This is a genomic window from Chryseobacterium sp. OSA05B (genome assembly GCF_019970065.1).
Lineage (GTDB): Bacteria > Bacteroidota > Bacteroidia > Flavobacteriales > Weeksellaceae > Chryseobacterium.
In genome coordinates this window covers 1,297,148-1,314,788 of record NZ_JAHXYH010000001.1, presented here as the reverse complement: position 1 = coordinate 1,314,788, position 17,641 = coordinate 1,297,148, and the positions used below count along the sequence as shown (strand labels likewise).

Below are 17,641 nucleotides of genomic sequence, written 5' to 3'. Positions count from 1 at the left end.
GCTTTAGTGAGGTTATTCAGTTGCAGGAGGAATGGCCATTCTTACTTCTACGCTTGCCCCCCACTGAAGAATAGGGCAGCCTTTTGCTATTTCTACTGCTTCGTCATAATCATTGGCCCTGATGATGAACATCCCACCAATTGATTCTTTAATTTCTGCATAAGGCCCGTTAGTAACAGTATCATTCTTTACGACTCTTCCTCCCAGATCCCATCTCTTTGGAGGAGCAACCAGTTTATTTTGTGCCGCAATTCCTCCCAGCCAATCCTGGAACGGTTGAATGGCAGCCTGCATCTGCTCCGGAGAAGGAGAAGCGTCTTTATTAATAATATCTCTGTGTATCGCAATCAAAAATTCATTCATGATATTAAATTTAAAATAAAATATATTTGACTTGTATAAATGTAATATAAAAAGGGTGATTTTTACCGTTGATTGGCAGGATTTGAAATCCATTCGTCGTAACGAATTTCTCCCAGCCACGCATCAGCGTGGGGTATCAAAGTGGAATCATTCAATGGTGCTCCAAAATAAGTAGCATCAGGATTTGAAAGAACTTCATCAGAATTTTTCATAATGGTGGTGTATTTTTTGACAAGATCTGCTAATTTGATCTTGTCAGGCCCGCCAATTTCTACTGTGGTATTCTTTGGCCCGCCGATGGTGACTGCTGTCATTTCTTTTACCACATCGTCTGATGCAATAGGCTGGATCAGAGCCGGAGAAACAAGGATTTGATTATTCACCGTACTTGAATGAACAATTCCACCAACAAATTCAAAAAACTGAGTCGAATGAACAATGCTGTAAGGAATTCCCGAATTTTTAATAATGTCTTCCTGTACCTGTTTTGCCCTGAAGTAACCACTGTCCTGTAATCTCTCTGTTCCAACTACAGATAAGGCTATGTGATGTTTTACTCCTGCTTTTTTCTCTGCCGTCATTAAATTTTCACCTGATGTTTTAAAGAAATTCATAACATCGTCATCTGCAAAAGATGGGGAATTGGCTACGTCTACTACAACGTCAACATTTTCCAGTGCTTTGTCCAGACCTTCTCCTGTAAGGGTATTCACTCCTGAGTTTGGTGATGCGGCTAAAACATCATGCCCTAAATGACGAAGACTATTGACAAGTTTACTTCCGATAAGACCTGTACCGCCGATTACTGTAATTTTCATTGTGTATAAATTTTATGTTATACCTTAATGACAATTGAATTCTGAATATTGGACAATTTTTAAAAAAAAGATTAAAGATTTTTTATCGGGTAAGTTCCCGGGAATAATTCAGTACAGATTTATTGTATCTGGGTAAATGTTTCGATAGCGATTCCAAAACCAAAGACAATGCTTCTTTATCATTACCGAGCGATGAAAGTGAAAGCGCCAGAAAAGCATGTACGGCATCATCCAGTTCATCAGAATAGTTTTCCTTTTCTTCCCTCAGAATCTCGATGCTTTCCTGGATTTTGCCATTATTCCGCAGCGTGCTTGCCAGTTGAATCCGGGCTCTTCTTCGCCGTAATCCGGTGAGACCGGCTTCTAAAGCAGATCTGTAAAGCGGCTCCGCATTTTTTTCAAAGCCGGTTGAGTCGTATGCGCAGGCCCTTTCGAAATCTGCAAGGGCATTAGGCTGATCACCAGAGATTTTGTCCGTATGTTTTTGTATCTGATCAATAAATTCACCGTTGGAAATGGTTCCCAAACGATCCCATATGGTTTTTAATTCCTTTTCCCAAAGTTCAGATTCTGTCATCTTTTCAGTTGTTTTTTTAGTCCTCAATAGCTTCAATGCCTTGCTGTTTCAGTTTTTCAAGATGATCTTTCATCGTTTTCAGCTGCTCCGGTGAATGGCCCTGCCAGTCTGTAACTTCCCCAACTACCTTAAACGGGTGTAGAGAACGGTAAGACTTTGTAGGATTTCCCGGAAATTTTTTGTCTGTTAAATTGGGATCATCTTCAATAGGACCCGTTGGTTCTACGATATAGATTCTTTCTTTTCCATCCCCGAAAGCCAGCTCTGCACCCCATGTTGCCGCTTCCAGCGTAGCCGAAAGGTAAATATATTTCGCTTTTCTTTTTGTACCATAGTTGGAACTGAACCCAATTTCGATGAGGTCACCGGTTTTGAGATCCGCTTTGGTGCCGTGGTAATAGATAGGAGTTTCGTGAATAGGACTAGAGCTCATAATATCATGTTTTTTAGAAAGTAGGAATGACTTTTATTTTTTGGATCATCTAAAAAAAACTACGGATACATCATGGGAAGATTGATTTTTACATCGTCCAAATGCTCCATTTTGATTGTATGGCAGAAGGATTTAGCTTTTCAATCTTGCGGTAAAATTCAAGAAAATTTTTATTCCAGATAGTGTAGTTATGCGCGAATTTGAAGACAATTTCTTCGCCATTATTATTAATTTTCACCTGCCAGATCCGGCTGTTATTAATTTGAATGGAGGTCTTACTGATTTCGCTGATATCCTTTAAATTAAATTTTGCCGTCTGCTGATGGCTGTTAACGGCGTAAAAATGCTCATGATCAAAATAAAATTCCTGATCGGAAATGATATTCTTCTCAAGTCCGAACAGAAATGGTTGTGTTGAAATTTTATTTAAATTTTGAGTCCCTGACTGAGTATAATTTATCTTATTATTTTCTTTTTTAAACCCGGAAATGTTTTTTTTATAAATGATACGAATCACCAAAAAGGCAAAAATGAGGCTTAGAATAACAATTGCAATCAGGTAACCGTCCCCTTTTTGTGATAGGGTCAAAGTGACGGCTGTAATTAAAAATGCATAGACGGCCGAAAGTATAAATATTTTTTTTATCATTAATGAATTGCTAAGTTAAGTTTTAAGCCTCTTTAGTTTCTTAATTTTGCTCTACTTCCGAACTTTTATAGACATTCCAGAAATTATAATCCGTCATAGGTGCATCTGTGATCCCGACGTTTCGGCCCATCGTTACGATCTGTCCCCTGTGATAAGCTCCGTGAACAATCACATGCTGAATATACTCATACTTGGAAAAGTCACACTGAAACCACGGAGATTCAATTTTTACGTTTTTCGTTAAATCTTCTTCGGATAAACTTTCCACGTAATCTACCAGCTTGTGAGAATTGTTTTTGATCCCGTTGAAAATCTCTTCCTTAGTGTTGGCAGCAGAAATTTCAGCAAAATCGAAATCACCGTTTTCTGCAATATAACCCCACCAGTATTGCTGCGTCTGCCAAATGTGGTGTAAGGTGGTTAAGATCGTCGGAAAGCTTGAAATAACTTCCTGATTAAGCTGTTCATCGGACTTGGTTGATAGCCAGTCAATGTACTTATTGACTACCCAATTATTGTACTGAACACTGTGATTGATTAATGTTTTTAAATTCATGATGATTAATATTTAGTTGAATGATTTAGGTGACATAAAAATAAATAAAATACTCATTGAATTTTGTTTTTTCAGAATAAGAGTGAAGATTTCAGATATTAGAGGTGGGACGTCAGACTATTGAGCTTTTTAAGATTGTGAATGGTGAATGGTGAATTTGCTTCGCAAGTGAAAGGGAGGTAGAATTTTAGGCATCAGAAAACCCGGAACACGAATCCCGAAACTCTCAAACCCTAAAACACTCCGACTCTTAAACACGTACCTCGTATCACGCATCCCGCATCAACCAAGTTTTGCGACCTGAGCCTGAAATTCACCGGCCGTTATAGTTCCCATGGCCCATTGATACTGAAGCCATTCGTGTTTTTCATTTTTCGTCAATGGCTTCTGATGGATTGTTTCTATGATCTGATCCTCATCTGGTAATGCCTCCAAAATATGGTTTTTTTCTTGGAATGCTTTACAATATCTGACTCCAAATTTTCTCTGGGAAACAGCATCGAAATGAATATTGTCAGGATTAGCCGTCAAACCTTCAGCAGACACAAAATAACAGTGATGATGATCTTTTGCAAACTGCATCAGTGCTGCATTCACTTCAACATGCTCATTGAAATACTGACAATACATCCCGTCCTGTAAAAAATCCCCCAATCCCCCAATAATAAGCGGAAGATCCGGAGCGTTCAATTCTGCTCTCAAAGTTTTTATAATCAGAGCAAATTTTTCAATATAAAGTCGGTGTTTCTGCCCGTTGCTGTCACTCTCTCCCTGATGCCATAGAATGCCACTCAAAGTGCTTATTTTTTGTGCAGCTTTAGCCTGAAGGACTGCATTTTGAAATAGCGGGCCTTCCACAGACCAGTCATCCAGACTTGTACCGCCATCCGCACACGGAATTAATCCGATATCATCTTTCTGATTATGCAATAAACGCCATGAAGAAGCAAAACTGGCAGCTAGGCTGATTCCCGAAGTAGGACGGTCATAATTAATCGGCTCTGCCATCATCTGCCATCTTCCGTTTCTCAGCATTTTAATCTTTTCATCATAAATAGGAGAGACTTCATGCAGAAATCCGCGGCCTGCCATATTGGATTGGCCAATCATTAAAAATGAATGTGTCATTGTTCTTATTGATTTTTCTGTTCTTTATTTTTTAAGTGCTTTGCAAACCTTGTCGAAGGTTGTCCATACCATTTCGTTTGTTAACACAAAAGGTAATCCGTTGATGTTTCTTCCCTGCTGGTGAAAACGTAATAAAGTGTGCAACGGAGCGAAAGCAATGGACCAGAAAATTTCAAATGGCGATTCATCGATTTCTCCGCGTTGTACAGCATTGGAGATAAAATGTATAAGATTGTTTTTGAATTCGCTCATAAATGTTCCCGGCTTTTCATTAAACATTTCAATAAACTGATGGCTGTAATGAGAATTGTTAATCTGTTCAAAAAAGGGAAGCACCAGGGGATTTTTGATGGCATAATGATATCTGTTAGTCCATTGGACACGCATTCCTTCTTCGAAAGCAGAATCCGGATCAAATCCCTCATTAATTTCAGTTTCCATTTTGTTTCCTTCTTCAATAACCAGCTTCAGGATGAGATCATCTTTATCTTTATAATACACATAAGGCGTCCCTACAGAGATATTGCAGGCTTTCGCCAGTTTATTGATCGTAAAGCCATACAGTCCATCTTTTACAATGATCTCAATAGCTTTCTCTTTTATCATATTTTCTTTTTTAAGATCCCGGTTACGCATACTTAATTTATTATCAATTGATTATAATTAAATGAATATTCATTTAATTATAAGTGCAAATGTATATTATTTTTGGATCAATACCAAGAAAACAGGATTCAGATTATTTTGGGATAGGAATAAGAAGGGTTTTAAAGGAGGTGATTCGTTGTGAAATATTACTTCCCGGACCTGCTGATCGCATCTAGTTTTATAAAATATTCATCAAGCAGATCGTAAATGGCTTTTTGATCTTTTCCTGAAACTTTATTATCCCAGTCGGTATTCACGATGAGGTATCTGCCCATTTTTTTCTCTTTAAAAAACCAGATGACGGAATTCATTCCCGGATCTCCACCCGTATGTCCGAAATTTCCGGTAGATCCGAAACCCATGGTGATGCCCATATTGTATTCATCACTGTATTCGCTGTTGCTTCGGTCCTGGAAGTTTTCGGCTTTCAATTGGGGGGTGAAATATTCTTTATAACTTTCTTTTGAGAGTATATTTCCGTTTCCAAAATACCCTTTCATCAACTCAAGAAGGTATTTACCCATATCATCGGAAGTGGTCAGCATTCCTCCATCGGGATAGGTATTGAGTGAATAATAGGGATAAGGCGTTTGTTTATTGATAAACGTTTGGGTATATTTTGAAAAATGGATGGTATTAAAATTCCAGCCTGAGTCATTCATTTTTAACGGCTTGAAAATATATTGGGTTGTGAAAGTATCGTAAGGAATTCCTGTCGCTTTTTCCAGAACCAACGCAGCCAAAGTAGCTCCGATATTAGAATAATTAAACAGTTCACCCGGCTTTTTATCCAAAAATACATCTTTCGAGTACCATTTTCCTTTTTCGCTGAGAACATGATTCAAAAATTCTTCAATGGAAATTTTAGCGGAAGGAGGATTGAATTTTGTAGGGGAAATATCAATCTTCAGATTCTTCGCCAGATTAGCAGTGTCTTTTAATACAACCGTTTGGGTCATATACTCATTATTATCATTAATAGAAGAAGTATGCGTAGTCAGCTGCCTGATCGTGATAGGAATATCGGGATATTTAGGATTGATCACTTTGAATGGAAGATATGTATTGACTGGATCATCCAGTTTCAGTTTTCCCAGTTCCTGCGCTTTAAGAATAGCAATGCCAATAAGCGTTTTTGAGACGGATGCTATATTTTGAACGGTATGTTCATCATACTTTTGAACCGGATTTATATGGGCGATTCCGAAACCGTTCTGATATAAAACTTCCCGGTCATTCACGAGTGCCACTCCAAATCCGTTGAAGCTTGTCGTTTTACTGATTTCTGCGAGTTTGTCCGTTAATTCTTTCTGTGTTTTGAGCAGTTCCTGCGACGGCTTTTTCTGTGCAGTACAGAAAGTAAACATAAGAATAAAAAGAAACGGGCAGTATACATTTTTCATGACAGGCTTTATTAAAAAACAACTTCAAAGACACAGATATTACATGTTCAGCTATTTCCTATAATAAAATGAGGCATAATGATTTTGTGATCAATGGGTTATTGAACATAAAAGTAAGTAAAATATGCATCTGATTCTGTAAAAAGAAACCGCTCTGAAATTCAGAACGGTTCTATTTTGAAATAAATAAAAGCCTTTTGGTATTTAATAATCTACAATGACAAAATCCGGATTGTCCACCGCGAAAAAGTACCCGTTGATATAATCTTCAGTAGGAGGCTGCTCGTATTCCTTTTTTAATGCAGCGATTTCTTTTTTTGACATTCTTCTGGTATTCTCTTTAGACAGCTCTGATTTTTTACTTTCTTCCCAATCTTGAATGTAATTTTTTAATCTGATTTTATATTCTTCAGTATTTTTATATTGATCAAATTGACGGAATTTGAATTCGATAAAATCATCTTTATTGAGCTCTTTCTCTTTGACTACCATATCATTGTTGATAGTCATTAATGTATACTGCTCGTGTAAAGACGAATATCCAAAATTGGCAGCTTTAATAAGTTTCCCGGTTGGAATGACAAGGATTCCCGAATAATTAAGAATCACTTTTTGATCTCCAAACAGTTTTTTATACACTGAAACGAAGTTTTCTTTTTCTGAATTGAGATCCCGGATGGTAAGATCTACTAAGCTTAAAACAGCATTTTCAATTTTAAATGTTGCAATATAATCCCGGGAGTTGGATGTAGAAAAATAAATCATCTGTTCTCCGTTTTTATATTGTTTGAATTCTGAGAGCTTGTTCCCGTAGATGGGATGATCGTCAGGATGCTCTTCAAAATATTTTTCCAAAGGATTATTCAGAAGGTCATATTCTTTATTGTTGATGATGATTTTGTCCGGCTCCTGACCTGTAGCAAAAATCTGAATCATGGAAAAGGTGAAGAGGAGGATACATATTTTGAGTTTCATTTTTGAGGATTGTTTTTTAAAAGGAGAGTTTCCCAGCTTAAACGTAGTTCTTTACTTTCATGTTAATTAAATAAATGTTTAATATGCCAATGATCCACCAAATCGGAATTTTAAAAATTACATACAAAACATTAAACCCATCGACCATTTCAAATTTATTGTGAACATTATTTAATTCAATTTGGGTAGATAATACGGGAACAATGATGAGAAAAAGCAGTCCAATAGTTATCTTGTTTATTCTGATTAATGTGAGCCATTTCTTTTTGATCAGAATATACAGTATCAGATTAATAATGATTAAAATGAGAAAATCAGAATAGCTGAAAAAGGTAAATGGTTCAGCCGGTTCTCTAAAAATATTCTTCATGTATTGTCGTTAGATTTTTTTTACTTTCAGCTGAAATACATTGCCTTCCGGATCGGTACCATCGCACAACCGGAAATTATAATGATCAAAGGTTTTGATCTCTCTCATTTCAGTGTTTTTTGAAATCAATTCATTTCTCGCCCATTCTATATCCACATCAATTTCAAAAACGAGTTTCGTATTATTATCAAACTGATAACCGGATTCTATTTCCCTTAGGTACTGATCCCCGATTTTATGAAGTCCGACATTGACTGTTCCTGCATTCAAAAGAACCCAGCTGGAATCCTCTTCAATTACTTTTAAACTGAAGTTTTCAACATAGAATTTTTTAAGCAATTCAACGTTTTGAACATACAGGATAACGCTGTCAAATCTTATATTCATGGATTCATTTTAGGAAAGTAAATATAACGAAAAACCGCTCCGGAAAATAGAACGGCTTAGATTGTATGTGGTTTCTTTTTAAAATAAAGGTTCTCCGTTTAAATCTGTCGTCAGGACTTCACTCATATAATCGAAAAAAGGACGCATGGCTAATAAGGTGAGCAGGACTTCCTTTTGAAAACTATCCGAGAGAACTTCCTTGTCCGTAAATTTCCTCATCACTACATATTGTTTTTTCCTGATGAGATCAATGGCAGGATGATTTTTATCAAAACCTCTCGGAGCTGTTTTTACGGCATCACCTTCAATTTCTCCAAAGTACTTGATGAATGTCTCGTCAGACGTAATCTTTTCAATTTCTGTGGTACTGATTTCAAATTCTTTACGGATACGGAGTAAATCATTCGCATCCGGACCCCAAAATCCACCACCCACGAAACTGTTCCCAGGCTCCAGTTGAATGTAATATCCACCTCTCAGCATTGGTTTTGAACGGGAATAGCCAACCCCGAAATTGTTTTTGTACGGTGTCGGATCCTTGGAAAAACGGACATCCCTGTAAATCCTGAAAATATGAATACCTTTCAAGTTATCATGCTCCTGAAGCTCGTTGTAAATGTGCGTGAAAAAAACTTTGTTGTCTTTGATCACTGAATCATATTCCGCTTTATGCTGCGTAAACCATTCACGGTTATTGTTTTTTTCCAGTTGTTTAAGGAATTCAAATGTTTTTTTCATGATGTTATATATATTGATAGTCCGATTATGTTCAAAAATGCAAGAAAAGATATTTTTATCATTTTTATGAGTCAGTAAAATTGATTTCCATTTCAGGAAGTTTTTTCAATGCTCTTGTTTTATTGATTATTTCAATAATTTTTCCAGAAAATTTATCCTGATGACCGGAATCAGTCATTAGAAGATTGACGTGGTCTTTTAATTCATTTAGCCATTCTCCCGGATGCTCGGCTTGTAAAAGTTTTTGATAATACTCATTTTGTTCCACTAAATCATTCGTCAGTCCGCATATCGTTCCCTTATGATAATTTCCCCAAATATCCTCGCTGGTGTAAGTTTGGTTCAAAATGAATGGTTTGGCCTTCTGAATATTTTGAAGATTTTCTCTGTATCCCAGAGCCTTGTGAAGGGCCAGGTCGCAAATTTTTTCAATTTCGTTTGCAAAGTCATTTTCATTTCCATCGTATTCTACAAAATCCACATCCTGTCTGGAACCAATGTCAAATGAAAAATAGACCTGCTCATGCCAATTGAAGTTGATACCGACATTAAGCGTCGTTCCCTGTCTTCCTGTAAACGGTTGGAACTCGATCACGGTGGTGTACCAACCCTTATCGTCAAGCCATATTCTTGATTTTCCTTTTTGTTTTATGCCGTAAGGAGTAAATGTTTTTTTGGCTGTTTTATTGATGATCTTTGAATAGTCCGGTTGATTCATAATGTCATTTTAAAATGGATGATCATTCCCATAGTTTTTAACTCTCCTTCTCAATAACAAACCCATGCGACCGAAGATATTCATCCATATCCACATCGAAAGGAATATCAAAGCCGTTATCCATATCAAATAATCCACCTGCACCATCTGAAGACTCTAAAAATCCGATCGTTTTAGACTGCGTTTGTTCTTTGGCATTTCTCCAGCAATTCATTAGGAAGTCAGTTTCCAAGCCAAACTGGTTTTCCCAGTAATGGGCATAATCCAATTCGTTATTTGTATCAAGATAGGCAGAATAATCAATATTGTTTTCGTCGAGCACCTTTTTGCATAATTCCTCAACCTCCATATAAGAATAGTCTTCGAATGAGTGATCGCTCAAATGAAGTTCCGGCATCTGAATGGTTTTATCGGGAGTGTAATATTCATAATGTGGCAAGACAAATAAAAAGCTTAACGGGCTTGAAGCATAATAGTACAAACTGATGACCTCAATTTTTTTACCATCTTCCCTGAATTGATATTTTGAATTTAAGACATCCACCAGGAATTGAGTGACTATTTTTTCTCTAGGCAGCAGGAAAGTGTTTCTAAAGGCCTCGTCTATTTTTATTTCTATTTTCTTCATGTCTTGTTCACTTTTTTGTGGTTGTAAAAATAAGGAAAACCGCTCTGGAAAATGGAACGGCTTAATCTTATTTAACATTTTTTTGACTGCTTACAAGCGCGAATGCTTTTTAGTATTGTCATTGCTGTTTAAGTTGCTTATCGTAGTATTTTTGTGTTTTGGTATACCATAGTGAAAATCCAGCAACCATTAATGCAATTCCTAAGACTGATAAGATGAGCATAGGAATCGTTGTATATACATTAATATTTTCGTGATTTTTCTTTAGATTTTTCTCAATATGAAAGGCTTTATCACCCAACAATAAATTATCCAGTTCAAATGCTTTCAGTTTTTCATAATCTCTTTCAAAACCTTCTTTGTTATTTATTTTTGAATACTCGGGTTCAGTTATTTTTAAGGTATTTTCTATCCCGTAATTGACTTTTATTTTTATTCGGAGCATTTCAATTTTCTCGTCCAGAATTATTCTTTTCGAATCATTCTGAGATTTTTCCAAAAGAATTTTTGAATGATTTATAGTACTGTTTACAATGCTGTTCTCAAAGGATTGTTGATTATTTACAAGAATATAAATAGAGAGTACAAAAATGGCTAATCCAAAGATAGATATGAATTTGTATAGATTGTCAGTGGGAATGTCCGGAGTCTTAAACATAGTGGTTGTTTTTTATTACGTATAACGAAATATGGAGAGTATATTTTATAAAGATTTATTTATAGCTCAAAGTACGGAGGCTTTTATTACTAATTACAAAGCCATCTTTATTGACTGCTACTTTGCAGAAAGTACACTTTCGCTAATATCTGCTACTTGTATGCTTTTAATCGCTGAGCTGGTGAGAGACGTTGTACTTCCACCGATGATGTATAGTTTATTGTTATATACTTCCGCTGTAGCGTGTCTTCTGGGAATCATATTGGATGATAACTGATGTAACTTATTGGTTGTTGTATCAAAATAGGCCAGGAAAGATTGATTGTTAAAACCACCTACAATAAAAATCTTATTATCGGATACGGCTAATGAATGGCCGGATATAGCAGCAGGCATCGTATACTTATCGATCCAAAGATTAGTGTTGAGGTCATAAACATTGATCAGACGGGATGGGGTACCGTTAAAACCACCAATTACATAAAGTTTATCATTAACAATTTTACCCTTTGTTTCTCTGGCTGTAGGCATATTGGGTAATGGATTCCAGGTATTTGAAGCAATATCATAGTACTGGAATTTATTAGAAAATACGGTAGTTGCGGCTCCATTTAATCCGCTGCCGCCAAATACATATATTCTGCCATTATGGATTGCTGAACCTGAATTTCCTGTATAGGAACGATTAACAGCCCCCTTCGTTATTGTATTGGTGGCAAGGTCTACAATTTCAAGATGGCTGTTTCCCCAACCGTTAAAAATATAAATTTTATTATGGTAAGTCTCCGAATTAGCAAATCTTTTGGGAAGTAGCGTAGAATTGAAAACACTCCAGCTGTTATGGGTAATATTATATTTTTCAACATACTTTGCATCACTTGCCTTTTCATGATACCCATTGCTCACATAGATATTATCATTTACGATGACACTGGCTGTGGCACCTCTGCCGGCAGACATATTGGCAAGGTTTTGAAAATGAAGTGTTTGTGCATGAGCTAAGAATGAGCTCAAAAATGAAAGGAGTACTAATTTTGTTTTCAATGGTGCTAAGATTTTGTGTTTGGTTTTATTTCTGTTAAAAATTCGAGATATTTTGAGTAGTGGAATGTAGCATTAAGATTTATTTTTCTTCATTAACTTTTTATATCTTTTATATTCAGAATAATTATTCTTATTTATTAATTTTAAGGCATTCCAGGAAGCACCATCTTTTGTCCAGCTAAAATAGGAGATTTCTTTTGCGATTTTTTTTCTATTTTGCTGATAATCTATTATTTCGTCTACTTTAATTACAAAATAATTAATAATATTTGATTCTGCAAATTTCTGTTGAGAAGTGGGTGTCCAGTAATGTTTATAAGAAAAATTATTCCCTTCTTTTAATTCAAACTTATAGACAATTCCATCAAAACCAAAAGTCCAGTTTTTAATCTGTTTATCAGTTGGAATTTCATGAATTTTTAATGATGCTATAAGGTTTTTATTTCATTAATCTGTTTTTCGGTTAAACCAAATTCTTTAATAAATGTTTTCCCTGTTTTTTTACCCTCCCAAGTTTCATCAACATACATTAGGTATTTATTGGATTCACTGGAAAGTTCTAAATAATATTTATCTGAACTAAACCTGAAAAAGTCTTTCTTTTCTTTAGGTTTGATAAGTCTTAATTTTTCGATGATTGGTTTATCATACTTATAGTAATGTAGAGTGTCACTGTCTTTTGTCAATTCATATTGTTGAGCAAAAAGACCCAGCGAAAAGAATGAAAAAACTATAAAAAGTATTGATTTCATTTTGCTTTGAATATAATAGAGTGGTAGGCTTTATAGGTAGGATCTTCCCCCCGATCCCGTACGAATCTTTTCGTGTGGTTTAAGTATTTATAAATTAAATCTAATAATATAATCTAAAAGTCCAAGTCACACGATCCAATCGTACGGTAGCGAGGGTAGGGTGATGATGTGTTTACATTGGGGTTGCATTTTGCCAATACAGTGTTAGTCCTATTTTATTTAAAATTCTCAATATCTTCAAAGACCATAAAGTAAATTGATTCATTTCCTTTTGAAAACTCATCAATAGTTCCATCCTTTTCCATCATCGAAGTTCTTTTGAACGTTTTGATATTTTTACCAAGGATGTTGGCAATTAAATATTCTTCACCCACCGAATTTACTTTAAAAGCCGTTTCTTTTGTTTTCCCATCTCCATTTTTCATGATACAGTTTAATAATGTCTTTGACTGTAAGGAATATAAATAATAATTTTTGGCTTCTTTGTCTTTTTTTCTATAGGCGATTTCCATATACGTAAGAACCTCAGAATTTGTCGGATCTTTCTCTAGATATTTTTCTCCATAAATGATGGCCTTTTTCAAATTTCCCTGTGCGAAGTTTTTAGTAAAATCTAAATAATCTGTATCAAAAAAATGAGGCTTATATTTTGAAAAATTTTTTCCATAATATAAATTTTTTACTTCTTCATCTGTTAGGGAGGTGGGGTCAAATTTAAATTTATAGATTAGCTTTTCGTAATAGAATGTTGAATTTTCATTCTGAACATCTATTTTGATGGAGTCAAGATTAATATTTTGGCCAAAAATGCAAAATGAAAAAAGTGAGAAAATTGTTGTTACATATATTTTACGGTGCATGCCGGAAAAAAGAGTGACTCTCATAATTTATATTTTAAGTTTGTATGAATGCTTTTATAAGATCGATTTGAAACGAAAAAATTAGATACCCAAAGTTAGGGGAATTTGTGCAGGAAGGCAGTACAAAATGATACTGTAGTTCTTTCTTAACTTAAGTAATAAAGTCATATCCAATTTCTTTTAATCCTTTAAAATCCTGTTTTGATTCCCTTTGGATGAGAATACCGTCTTCATTAAGTTCTTCCAAAATATGTTTTAGTTTTAAAATCAGTGCTTTATTTTCAAGTAGGAAGTGATGCTCAGAAACAGGGAAACCATATTTTTTTAAAATTGAAACAGGAGTTACCACAAATTTCTTTTTTGACATTTGTAATTTTAGAAATTCAAGTATTTTGGTTTTGTCTAATTCTTCTAACTCCATCATTTTATTTACCATTAAATTTTATTGCTCAACCGAATAGGATATCAGCATGAAGTACTCTCTAAAATTTCGTCTCAAAACCTTTTCGCAAAGCTTTTAATTCAGGTTCTGTTAGGTTCCTTTCATTAATCTCCTCCCAGAGTAATTGTGCTTTATTGAGTTCTGTTATACCTGTTTTTTTTACCGCTGCTCCCCACATCAATATGGCAAAGTCTTTTTTGTTATACATAATTCCGTCAAAATTTATAAAGGCAGTCTCATACTTTTCAACCGTATTTTTGAAGTCTAATTTTCCTCCTTTAGACTCTGTTTTAATATATTTTTCAAGATTAGAATTTTCATCATCATGATTGTCAATGAATTTTTCTTTTACGATATTTTTCACCTCTTCAACGACATCATTGTACTTTAAAATCTGAAAATCTTTGTTGTTGAATTTTAGAACATCATTTTTGATTATTGCATTGTTTTTTTTAATGTTTACTAATTCTTTTGCCCTGTTTTCTGTTATTTTCCCTTTTAGTTTTGAAGGAATTTGAAAACTCTCATTTTTACTTGGAATCACTACATTATAGAAAAAAGAATCATCTTCACTTTTAGGAATTAACATCAACATTCCTTTGACATTTCCTTTATCAACAATCATAAAATAGTAAGAGGGTAATTTGCTCGAAAAACTCCAATAGTTGTCTGAAGTTGGATTTTCATTGATGAAAACTGATGATTGCTTATTATCAATATTATTTTTAATGGTGTAATAACTTGAAATTATTTCAACATTCTCAAGAGTGAAATTTTCTATTTTTTCACTGTTAAATATTGGATTTCCATTTTTATCAAGTTGAGCGTAAAGGTTTGAACCCGTTACAAAAATCGAGAATATAAATATGAATAATTGTTTTTTCATGGGTGGTTTTAATATTTCTTTTAGCTTACAAATTTAAACATTCATTGGTAATATAAATTCCCGTATCAGCGTAGGGGAGTTCAGTTATTTATACAATCCTCTTTCAATAAAATTATTATTTTTCTTAAAACTTTCCTGTGCCCGCTGTTCTTTTCCTTTTATGAGATCTTGTTTTGTGAGCGGATTTCCATTGGCATCAGAAAATAAGGTTTCTGACATTTCTGAAGAACCGTGCATAATCTTTATATTCTTTGCGGGATCTTTTTTATATTCATTCCAGATTTGATTGAATTTTTCATTCGTCACAGAAATTTCTTTCATGCTTGAACTGATCATTAAGGGTTCATAGTTGAGTTTTTTACTTCCAACTAGATTGAAAACATGATCCCCTTTATCATCTGCGATACTTAAAATTAAACCGGGAAGACCACAAAATTTATAAGGTCCGTCCGGTATTTGAATGTCATTCGTGAACCAGGCAATCCAGTTCCTTCCGCCAAAAGTGGTGGTTGCTTTTTGAACCTTAAACCCCTCAATAGTTTTTGTTTCCGGAATAATGGTCCAGTTTATTTTATTATGTTCTTTTAAAGCGATATTGCTGGCACTGATGGACGTATGATAAACCGTTTCTAAATTGGGATAATCCTTGGAAACCCGGAAATTAACTTTTGCCTGTTTAACTTTTCTCATGTCAAAGACATAAGACTGTGCCGCTTTTCCTCGCTCAAACTGTGCTTTAAAAAGGGAATCTCTGCTGATTAATAAAGCACTGTAGAAGTTGGAGCCCTCTTTGGTAATATCAAGATTCATGATTTCTTTTTCAACGTTTTCTTTGTGTAAAGAATCCATTTTAAAAGAATATTCATAGGTAAATCTTTGATTTTGAGCAAAGACTAAAGAAGTGGTGAACATGAAAATTAAAAGGATGGTGAGTTTTCTCATTTTTTGATTGATGGGTTTAAACGTAGTTTTTGTTGAAATTATTAGCTAACACTCAAATTTACACATTGCGACGATATTAGATACAAAAAAATCGCTTTACAAAGGCGGAGCGATTTATATTGTATTTGAGATAAACAAGTTCTTTGTTTTTTTAATTGGAAATGAGCAAGGTGATTATTCCAACCAAGGGAAGTTTGTGGTTAATTTTATTTTTCAATTAATCAATCCTATAAGGTTTTAATATCTACGTCTGTAAATGGATGATCAAGATACATGCCTATTCCTGATTCTAAACTGTTGTCTGGATTTCTCCCCTGTCTATTCATATGCTCTTGAAAACATGAATTTGAAATGCACCCTACAAACCATGTTATCTGGTCAGAGGCGTCATCCGAGTCTAATTTCTGCCATGTTCTTGCCTGACCATCTTCTTTGACTCCGATTTTCCAAAATCCTTTGCCAACAATACAGATCATTGAAACAATTCCGGAAAGCGGGTCAATGCCAAGTTCGTTCATTACTTCTACAAGCCGTTTTAATTCAAAATTTTGATTTTTATTTGCTAGGCCATTATCACTTTTAAATGCAAAGAAAAAATTAAAAGTTCCGAAAATTTTCCCATTAAAATTATTCCTGATTGCAAATTTCAATTTTGATATTTCCAGAGAGGTTTTAGCAAAGTCTTTCATAGCTTCTCTGGTTACAGTTGATTTTACTTCAATTCTTGCAAGAACAGAGTTAAAAAGAAAAACCCCTTCTTTTGAATTACCCGCACCTAAGATGGGAGGGGCTAAAGTCTTATCAAATAAAATAATATCATCTTGGGTTGACTCTCTGGCAAGGTTTTCAGCTTCAATAATTGTTCCGGTGCCACATAAAACGTAGGGAGGGAGCCATGGTGTTAGGATATTATCAATTAAAAGTTCCCTTAGTCGTCCTCTTAGGCCAGTATGTTGAACTTTCTCCTCGTTGGATGACAGTTGAAGTAAGTGTGAGCTGTCTGCCCGTAGTTTGTCTAGTATATAGCCGTTCATTGTTAATAGTTTTATAATCAAATTTAAACATTGCGGCGATATTAGATACAAAAAAAAATCGTTTCATAAAAGAGAAGCGATTTATATATTATTTCTTCCTTTTATCCAGAGTTATTGTCAGTTTGTTTTTTTTTGTTCTATGTTCACCATTTATCCTTCTTCGAAACCGAGTTTATCAAACCATTTTCCCTTGAGAAGGATCTAGGGCACAGTTGTCATTCCATAGGTTCTTGCCTGATATCTCGTATGGATTTTAAGTTTTTTGGGATTGATCATTTGTCATATAATTACATAACAAATGTATTGTGAAATTTTAAATTGTCAATCTTCTATATGACGATTTTGTCAACAAATTAGCTGACATTTGATTTATGACCAGAGCGAAATTAAAGATAGAATTAGGTAAGCAAATTGTTATGCTTCGTCAGCAGAAAGGCTGGAGCCAGTCTGATCTTGCCCGTGCGTGTAACAAGGACCGTCAGGCAATTGAAAAACTGGAAAACGGTAAAGTAAATCCTACCCTTTATACTTTGCTTGAAATAGCAAATGCTTTGGAGGTTTCTTTGCCGGAGCTGGTGGATTTGGGTTGACACGAAAGTTTACGACTTTGGAGTATATTCTATAGAATTTAT

General features: G+C 34.8%; 23 protein-coding genes. 1 reads left to right on the top strand and 22 read right to left on the bottom strand.

Annotation, left to right across the window (positions count from 1 at the left end):
• Positions 1-12: 12 nt before the first annotated feature.
• From LC419_RS05990 to LC419_RS05885, 22 genes are all read right to left on the bottom strand, one after another.
• Positions 13-363 carry a YciI family protein gene (locus tag LC419_RS05990; RefSeq protein WP_062162365.1) on the bottom strand — a complete coding sequence of 117 codons (351 nt, stop codon included), beginning with the start codon at positions 361-363 and terminating at the stop codon, positions 13-15.
• 62 nt (positions 364-425) lie between these two features.
• Positions 426-1,181 carry an SDR family oxidoreductase gene (locus LC419_RS05985; protein ID WP_223606498.1) on the bottom strand — a complete coding sequence of 252 codons (756 nt, stop codon included), beginning with the start codon at positions 1,179-1,181 and terminating at the stop codon, positions 426-428.
• Positions 1,182-1,263: 82 nt separating this feature from the next.
• Positions 1,264-1,758 carry a tetratricopeptide repeat protein gene (locus LC419_RS05980; protein ID WP_223606497.1) on the bottom strand — a complete coding sequence of 165 codons (495 nt, stop codon included), beginning with the start codon at positions 1,756-1,758 and terminating at the stop codon, positions 1,264-1,266.
• A gap of 16 nt (positions 1,759-1,774) precedes the next feature.
• A complete protein-coding gene (gene arr, locus LC419_RS05975; RefSeq protein ID WP_223606496.1) occupies positions 1,775-2,191 on the bottom strand; it encodes an NAD(+)--rifampin ADP-ribosyltransferase in 417 nt (138 codons plus the stop codon).
• A gap of 88 nt (positions 2,192-2,279) precedes the next feature.
• Entirely contained in the window at positions 2,280-2,840 is a 561-nt protein-coding gene (locus tag LC419_RS05970; protein ID WP_223606495.1) for a hypothetical protein, read from the bottom strand.
• Positions 2,841-2,880: 40 nt separating this feature from the next.
• Entirely contained in the window at positions 2,881-3,396 is a 516-nt protein-coding gene (locus LC419_RS05965) for a DinB family protein (protein ID WP_223606494.1), read from the bottom strand.
• Positions 3,397-3,678: 282 nt separating this feature from the next.
• Positions 3,679-4,524: a sialate O-acetylesterase gene (locus LC419_RS05960; RefSeq protein ID WP_223606493.1), complete on the bottom strand. Its 846-nt coding sequence runs from the start codon at positions 4,522-4,524 to the stop codon at positions 3,679-3,681.
• Positions 4,525-4,548: 24 nt separating this feature from the next.
• Positions 4,549-5,130: a TetR/AcrR family transcriptional regulator gene (locus LC419_RS05955; RefSeq protein ID WP_223606492.1), complete on the bottom strand. Its 582-nt coding sequence runs from the start codon at positions 5,128-5,130 to the stop codon at positions 4,549-4,551.
• 188 nt (positions 5,131-5,318) lie between these two features.
• Complete coding sequence (locus tag LC419_RS05950; RefSeq protein WP_223606491.1) at positions 5,319-6,575, bottom strand: serine hydrolase; 1,257 nt, start codon at positions 6,573-6,575, stop codon at positions 5,319-5,321.
• A 204-nt stretch (positions 6,576-6,779) separates the two neighbouring features.
• Positions 6,780-7,550 carry a hypothetical protein gene (locus LC419_RS05945; protein ID WP_223606490.1) on the bottom strand — a complete coding sequence of 257 codons (771 nt, stop codon included), beginning with the start codon at positions 7,548-7,550 and terminating at the stop codon, positions 6,780-6,782.
• A 379-nt stretch (positions 7,551-7,929) separates the two neighbouring features.
• Positions 7,930-8,307 (bottom strand): VOC family protein, encoded by a 378-nt coding sequence (locus LC419_RS05940; protein WP_223606489.1) that lies wholly within the window; start codon positions 8,305-8,307, stop codon positions 7,930-7,932.
• Between the two features lie 78 nt (positions 8,308-8,385).
• Positions 8,386-9,045, bottom strand: a complete 660-nt coding sequence (locus LC419_RS05935) for a DUF2461 domain-containing protein (RefSeq protein ID WP_223606488.1) — start codon at positions 9,043-9,045, stop codon at positions 8,386-8,388.
• A gap of 64 nt (positions 9,046-9,109) precedes the next feature.
• On the bottom strand, positions 9,110-9,763 hold the full coding sequence (locus tag LC419_RS05930; RefSeq protein ID WP_223606487.1) for a hypothetical protein: 654 nt from the start codon (positions 9,761-9,763) through the stop codon (positions 9,110-9,112).
• A gap of 37 nt (positions 9,764-9,800) precedes the next feature.
• Entirely contained in the window at positions 9,801-10,391 is a 591-nt protein-coding gene (locus LC419_RS05925) for a hypothetical protein (RefSeq protein ID WP_223606486.1), read from the bottom strand.
• A 118-nt stretch (positions 10,392-10,509) separates the two neighbouring features.
• A complete protein-coding gene (locus LC419_RS05920; protein ID WP_223606485.1) occupies positions 10,510-11,049 on the bottom strand; it encodes a hypothetical protein in 540 nt (179 codons plus the stop codon).
• 117 nt (positions 11,050-11,166) lie between these two features.
• A complete protein-coding gene (locus LC419_RS05915) occupies positions 11,167-12,093 on the bottom strand; it encodes a kelch repeat-containing protein (RefSeq protein ID WP_223606484.1) in 927 nt (308 codons plus the stop codon).
• 428 nt (positions 12,094-12,521) lie between these two features.
• Positions 12,522-12,845 (bottom strand): hypothetical protein, encoded by a 324-nt coding sequence (locus LC419_RS05910; RefSeq protein WP_223606483.1) that lies wholly within the window; start codon positions 12,843-12,845, stop codon positions 12,522-12,524.
• A 215-nt stretch (positions 12,846-13,060) separates the two neighbouring features.
• On the bottom strand, positions 13,061-13,729 hold the full coding sequence (locus LC419_RS05905) for a DUF4919 domain-containing protein (protein ID WP_223606482.1): 669 nt from the start codon (positions 13,727-13,729) through the stop codon (positions 13,061-13,063).
• A gap of 127 nt (positions 13,730-13,856) precedes the next feature.
• Positions 13,857-14,129: a hypothetical protein gene (locus tag LC419_RS05900; protein WP_223606481.1), complete on the bottom strand. Its 273-nt coding sequence runs from the start codon at positions 14,127-14,129 to the stop codon at positions 13,857-13,859.
• 58 nt (positions 14,130-14,187) lie between these two features.
• A complete protein-coding gene (locus LC419_RS05895) occupies positions 14,188-15,033 on the bottom strand; it encodes a hypothetical protein (protein WP_223606480.1) in 846 nt (281 codons plus the stop codon).
• Between the two features lie 84 nt (positions 15,034-15,117).
• Positions 15,118-15,975: a GLPGLI family protein gene (locus LC419_RS05890; RefSeq protein WP_223606479.1), complete on the bottom strand. Its 858-nt coding sequence runs from the start codon at positions 15,973-15,975 to the stop codon at positions 15,118-15,120.
• Positions 15,976-16,202: 227 nt separating this feature from the next.
• Positions 16,203-17,009, bottom strand: a complete 807-nt coding sequence (locus LC419_RS05885) for a DUF6602 domain-containing protein (RefSeq protein WP_223606478.1) — start codon at positions 17,007-17,009, stop codon at positions 16,203-16,205.
• A 371-nt stretch (positions 17,010-17,380) separates the two neighbouring features.
• On the opposite strand from LC419_RS05885, the gene LC419_RS05880 reads away from it, so the two are divergent.
• Entirely contained in the window at positions 17,381-17,599 is a 219-nt protein-coding gene (locus LC419_RS05880; RefSeq protein ID WP_072921517.1) for a helix-turn-helix domain-containing protein, read from the top strand.
• The last annotated feature ends 42 nt before the right edge of the window (positions 17,600-17,641 follow it).

Bases quoted from the DNA above. Each gene is read 5' to 3' on its own strand.
- LC419_RS05990 (WP_062162365.1), bottom strand. From the start codon at position 363: ATGAATGAATTTTTGATTGCGATACACAGAGATATTATTAATAAAGAC.
- LC419_RS05985 (WP_223606498.1), bottom strand. From the start codon at position 1,181: ATGAAAATTACAGTAATCGGCGGTACAGGTCTTATCGGAAGTAAACTT.
- LC419_RS05980 (WP_223606497.1), bottom strand. From the start codon at position 1,758: ATGACAGAATCTGAACTTTGGGAAAAGGAATTAAAAACCATATGGGAT.
- arr (WP_223606496.1), bottom strand. From the start codon at position 2,191: ATGAGCTCTAGTCCTATTCACGAAACTCCTATCTATTACCACGGCACC.
- LC419_RS05970 (WP_223606495.1), bottom strand. From the start codon at position 2,840: ATGATAAAAAAAATATTTATACTTTCGGCCGTCTATGCATTTTTAATT.
- LC419_RS05965 (WP_223606494.1), bottom strand. From the start codon at position 3,396: ATGAATTTAAAAACATTAATCAATCACAGTGTTCAGTACAATAATTGG.
- LC419_RS05960 (WP_223606493.1), bottom strand. From the start codon at position 4,524: ATGACACATTCATTTTTAATGATTGGCCAATCCAATATGGCAGGCCGC.
- LC419_RS05955 (WP_223606492.1), bottom strand. From the start codon at position 5,130: ATGATAAAAGAGAAAGCTATTGAGATCATTGTAAAAGATGGACTGTAT.
- LC419_RS05950 (WP_223606491.1), bottom strand. From the start codon at position 6,575: ATGAAAAATGTATACTGCCCGTTTCTTTTTATTCTTATGTTTACTTTC.
- LC419_RS05945 (WP_223606490.1), bottom strand. From the start codon at position 7,550: ATGAAACTCAAAATATGTATCCTCCTCTTCACCTTTTCCATGATTCAG.
- LC419_RS05940 (WP_223606489.1), bottom strand. From the start codon at position 8,307: ATGAATATAAGATTTGACAGCGTTATCCTGTATGTTCAAAACGTTGAA.
- LC419_RS05935 (WP_223606488.1), bottom strand. From the start codon at position 9,045: ATGAAAAAAACATTTGAATTCCTTAAACAACTGGAAAAAAACAATAAC.
- LC419_RS05930 (WP_223606487.1), bottom strand. From the start codon at position 9,763: ATGAATCAACCGGACTATTCAAAGATCATCAATAAAACAGCCAAAAAA.
- LC419_RS05925 (WP_223606486.1), bottom strand. From the start codon at position 10,391: ATGAAGAAAATAGAAATAAAAATAGACGAGGCCTTTAGAAACACTTTC.
- LC419_RS05920 (WP_223606485.1), bottom strand. From the start codon at position 11,049: ATGTTTAAGACTCCGGACATTCCCACTGACAATCTATACAAATTCATA.
- LC419_RS05910 (WP_223606483.1), bottom strand. From the start codon at position 12,845: ATGAAATCAATACTTTTTATAGTTTTTTCATTCTTTTCGCTGGGTCTT.
- LC419_RS05905 (WP_223606482.1), bottom strand. From the start codon at position 13,729: ATGAGAGTCACTCTTTTTTCCGGCATGCACCGTAAAATATATGTAACA.
- LC419_RS05900 (WP_223606481.1), bottom strand. From the start codon at position 14,129: ATGATGGAGTTAGAAGAATTAGACAAAACCAAAATACTTGAATTTCTA.
- LC419_RS05895 (WP_223606480.1), bottom strand. From the start codon at position 15,033: ATGAAAAAACAATTATTCATATTTATATTCTCGATTTTTGTAACGGGT.
- LC419_RS05890 (WP_223606479.1), bottom strand. From the start codon at position 15,975: ATGAGAAAACTCACCATCCTTTTAATTTTCATGTTCACCACTTCTTTA.
- LC419_RS05885 (WP_223606478.1), bottom strand. From the start codon at position 17,009: ATGAACGGCTATATACTAGACAAACTACGGGCAGACAGCTCACACTTA.
- LC419_RS05880 (WP_072921517.1), top strand. From the start codon at position 17,381: ATGACCAGAGCGAAATTAAAGATAGAATTAGGTAAGCAAATTGTTATG.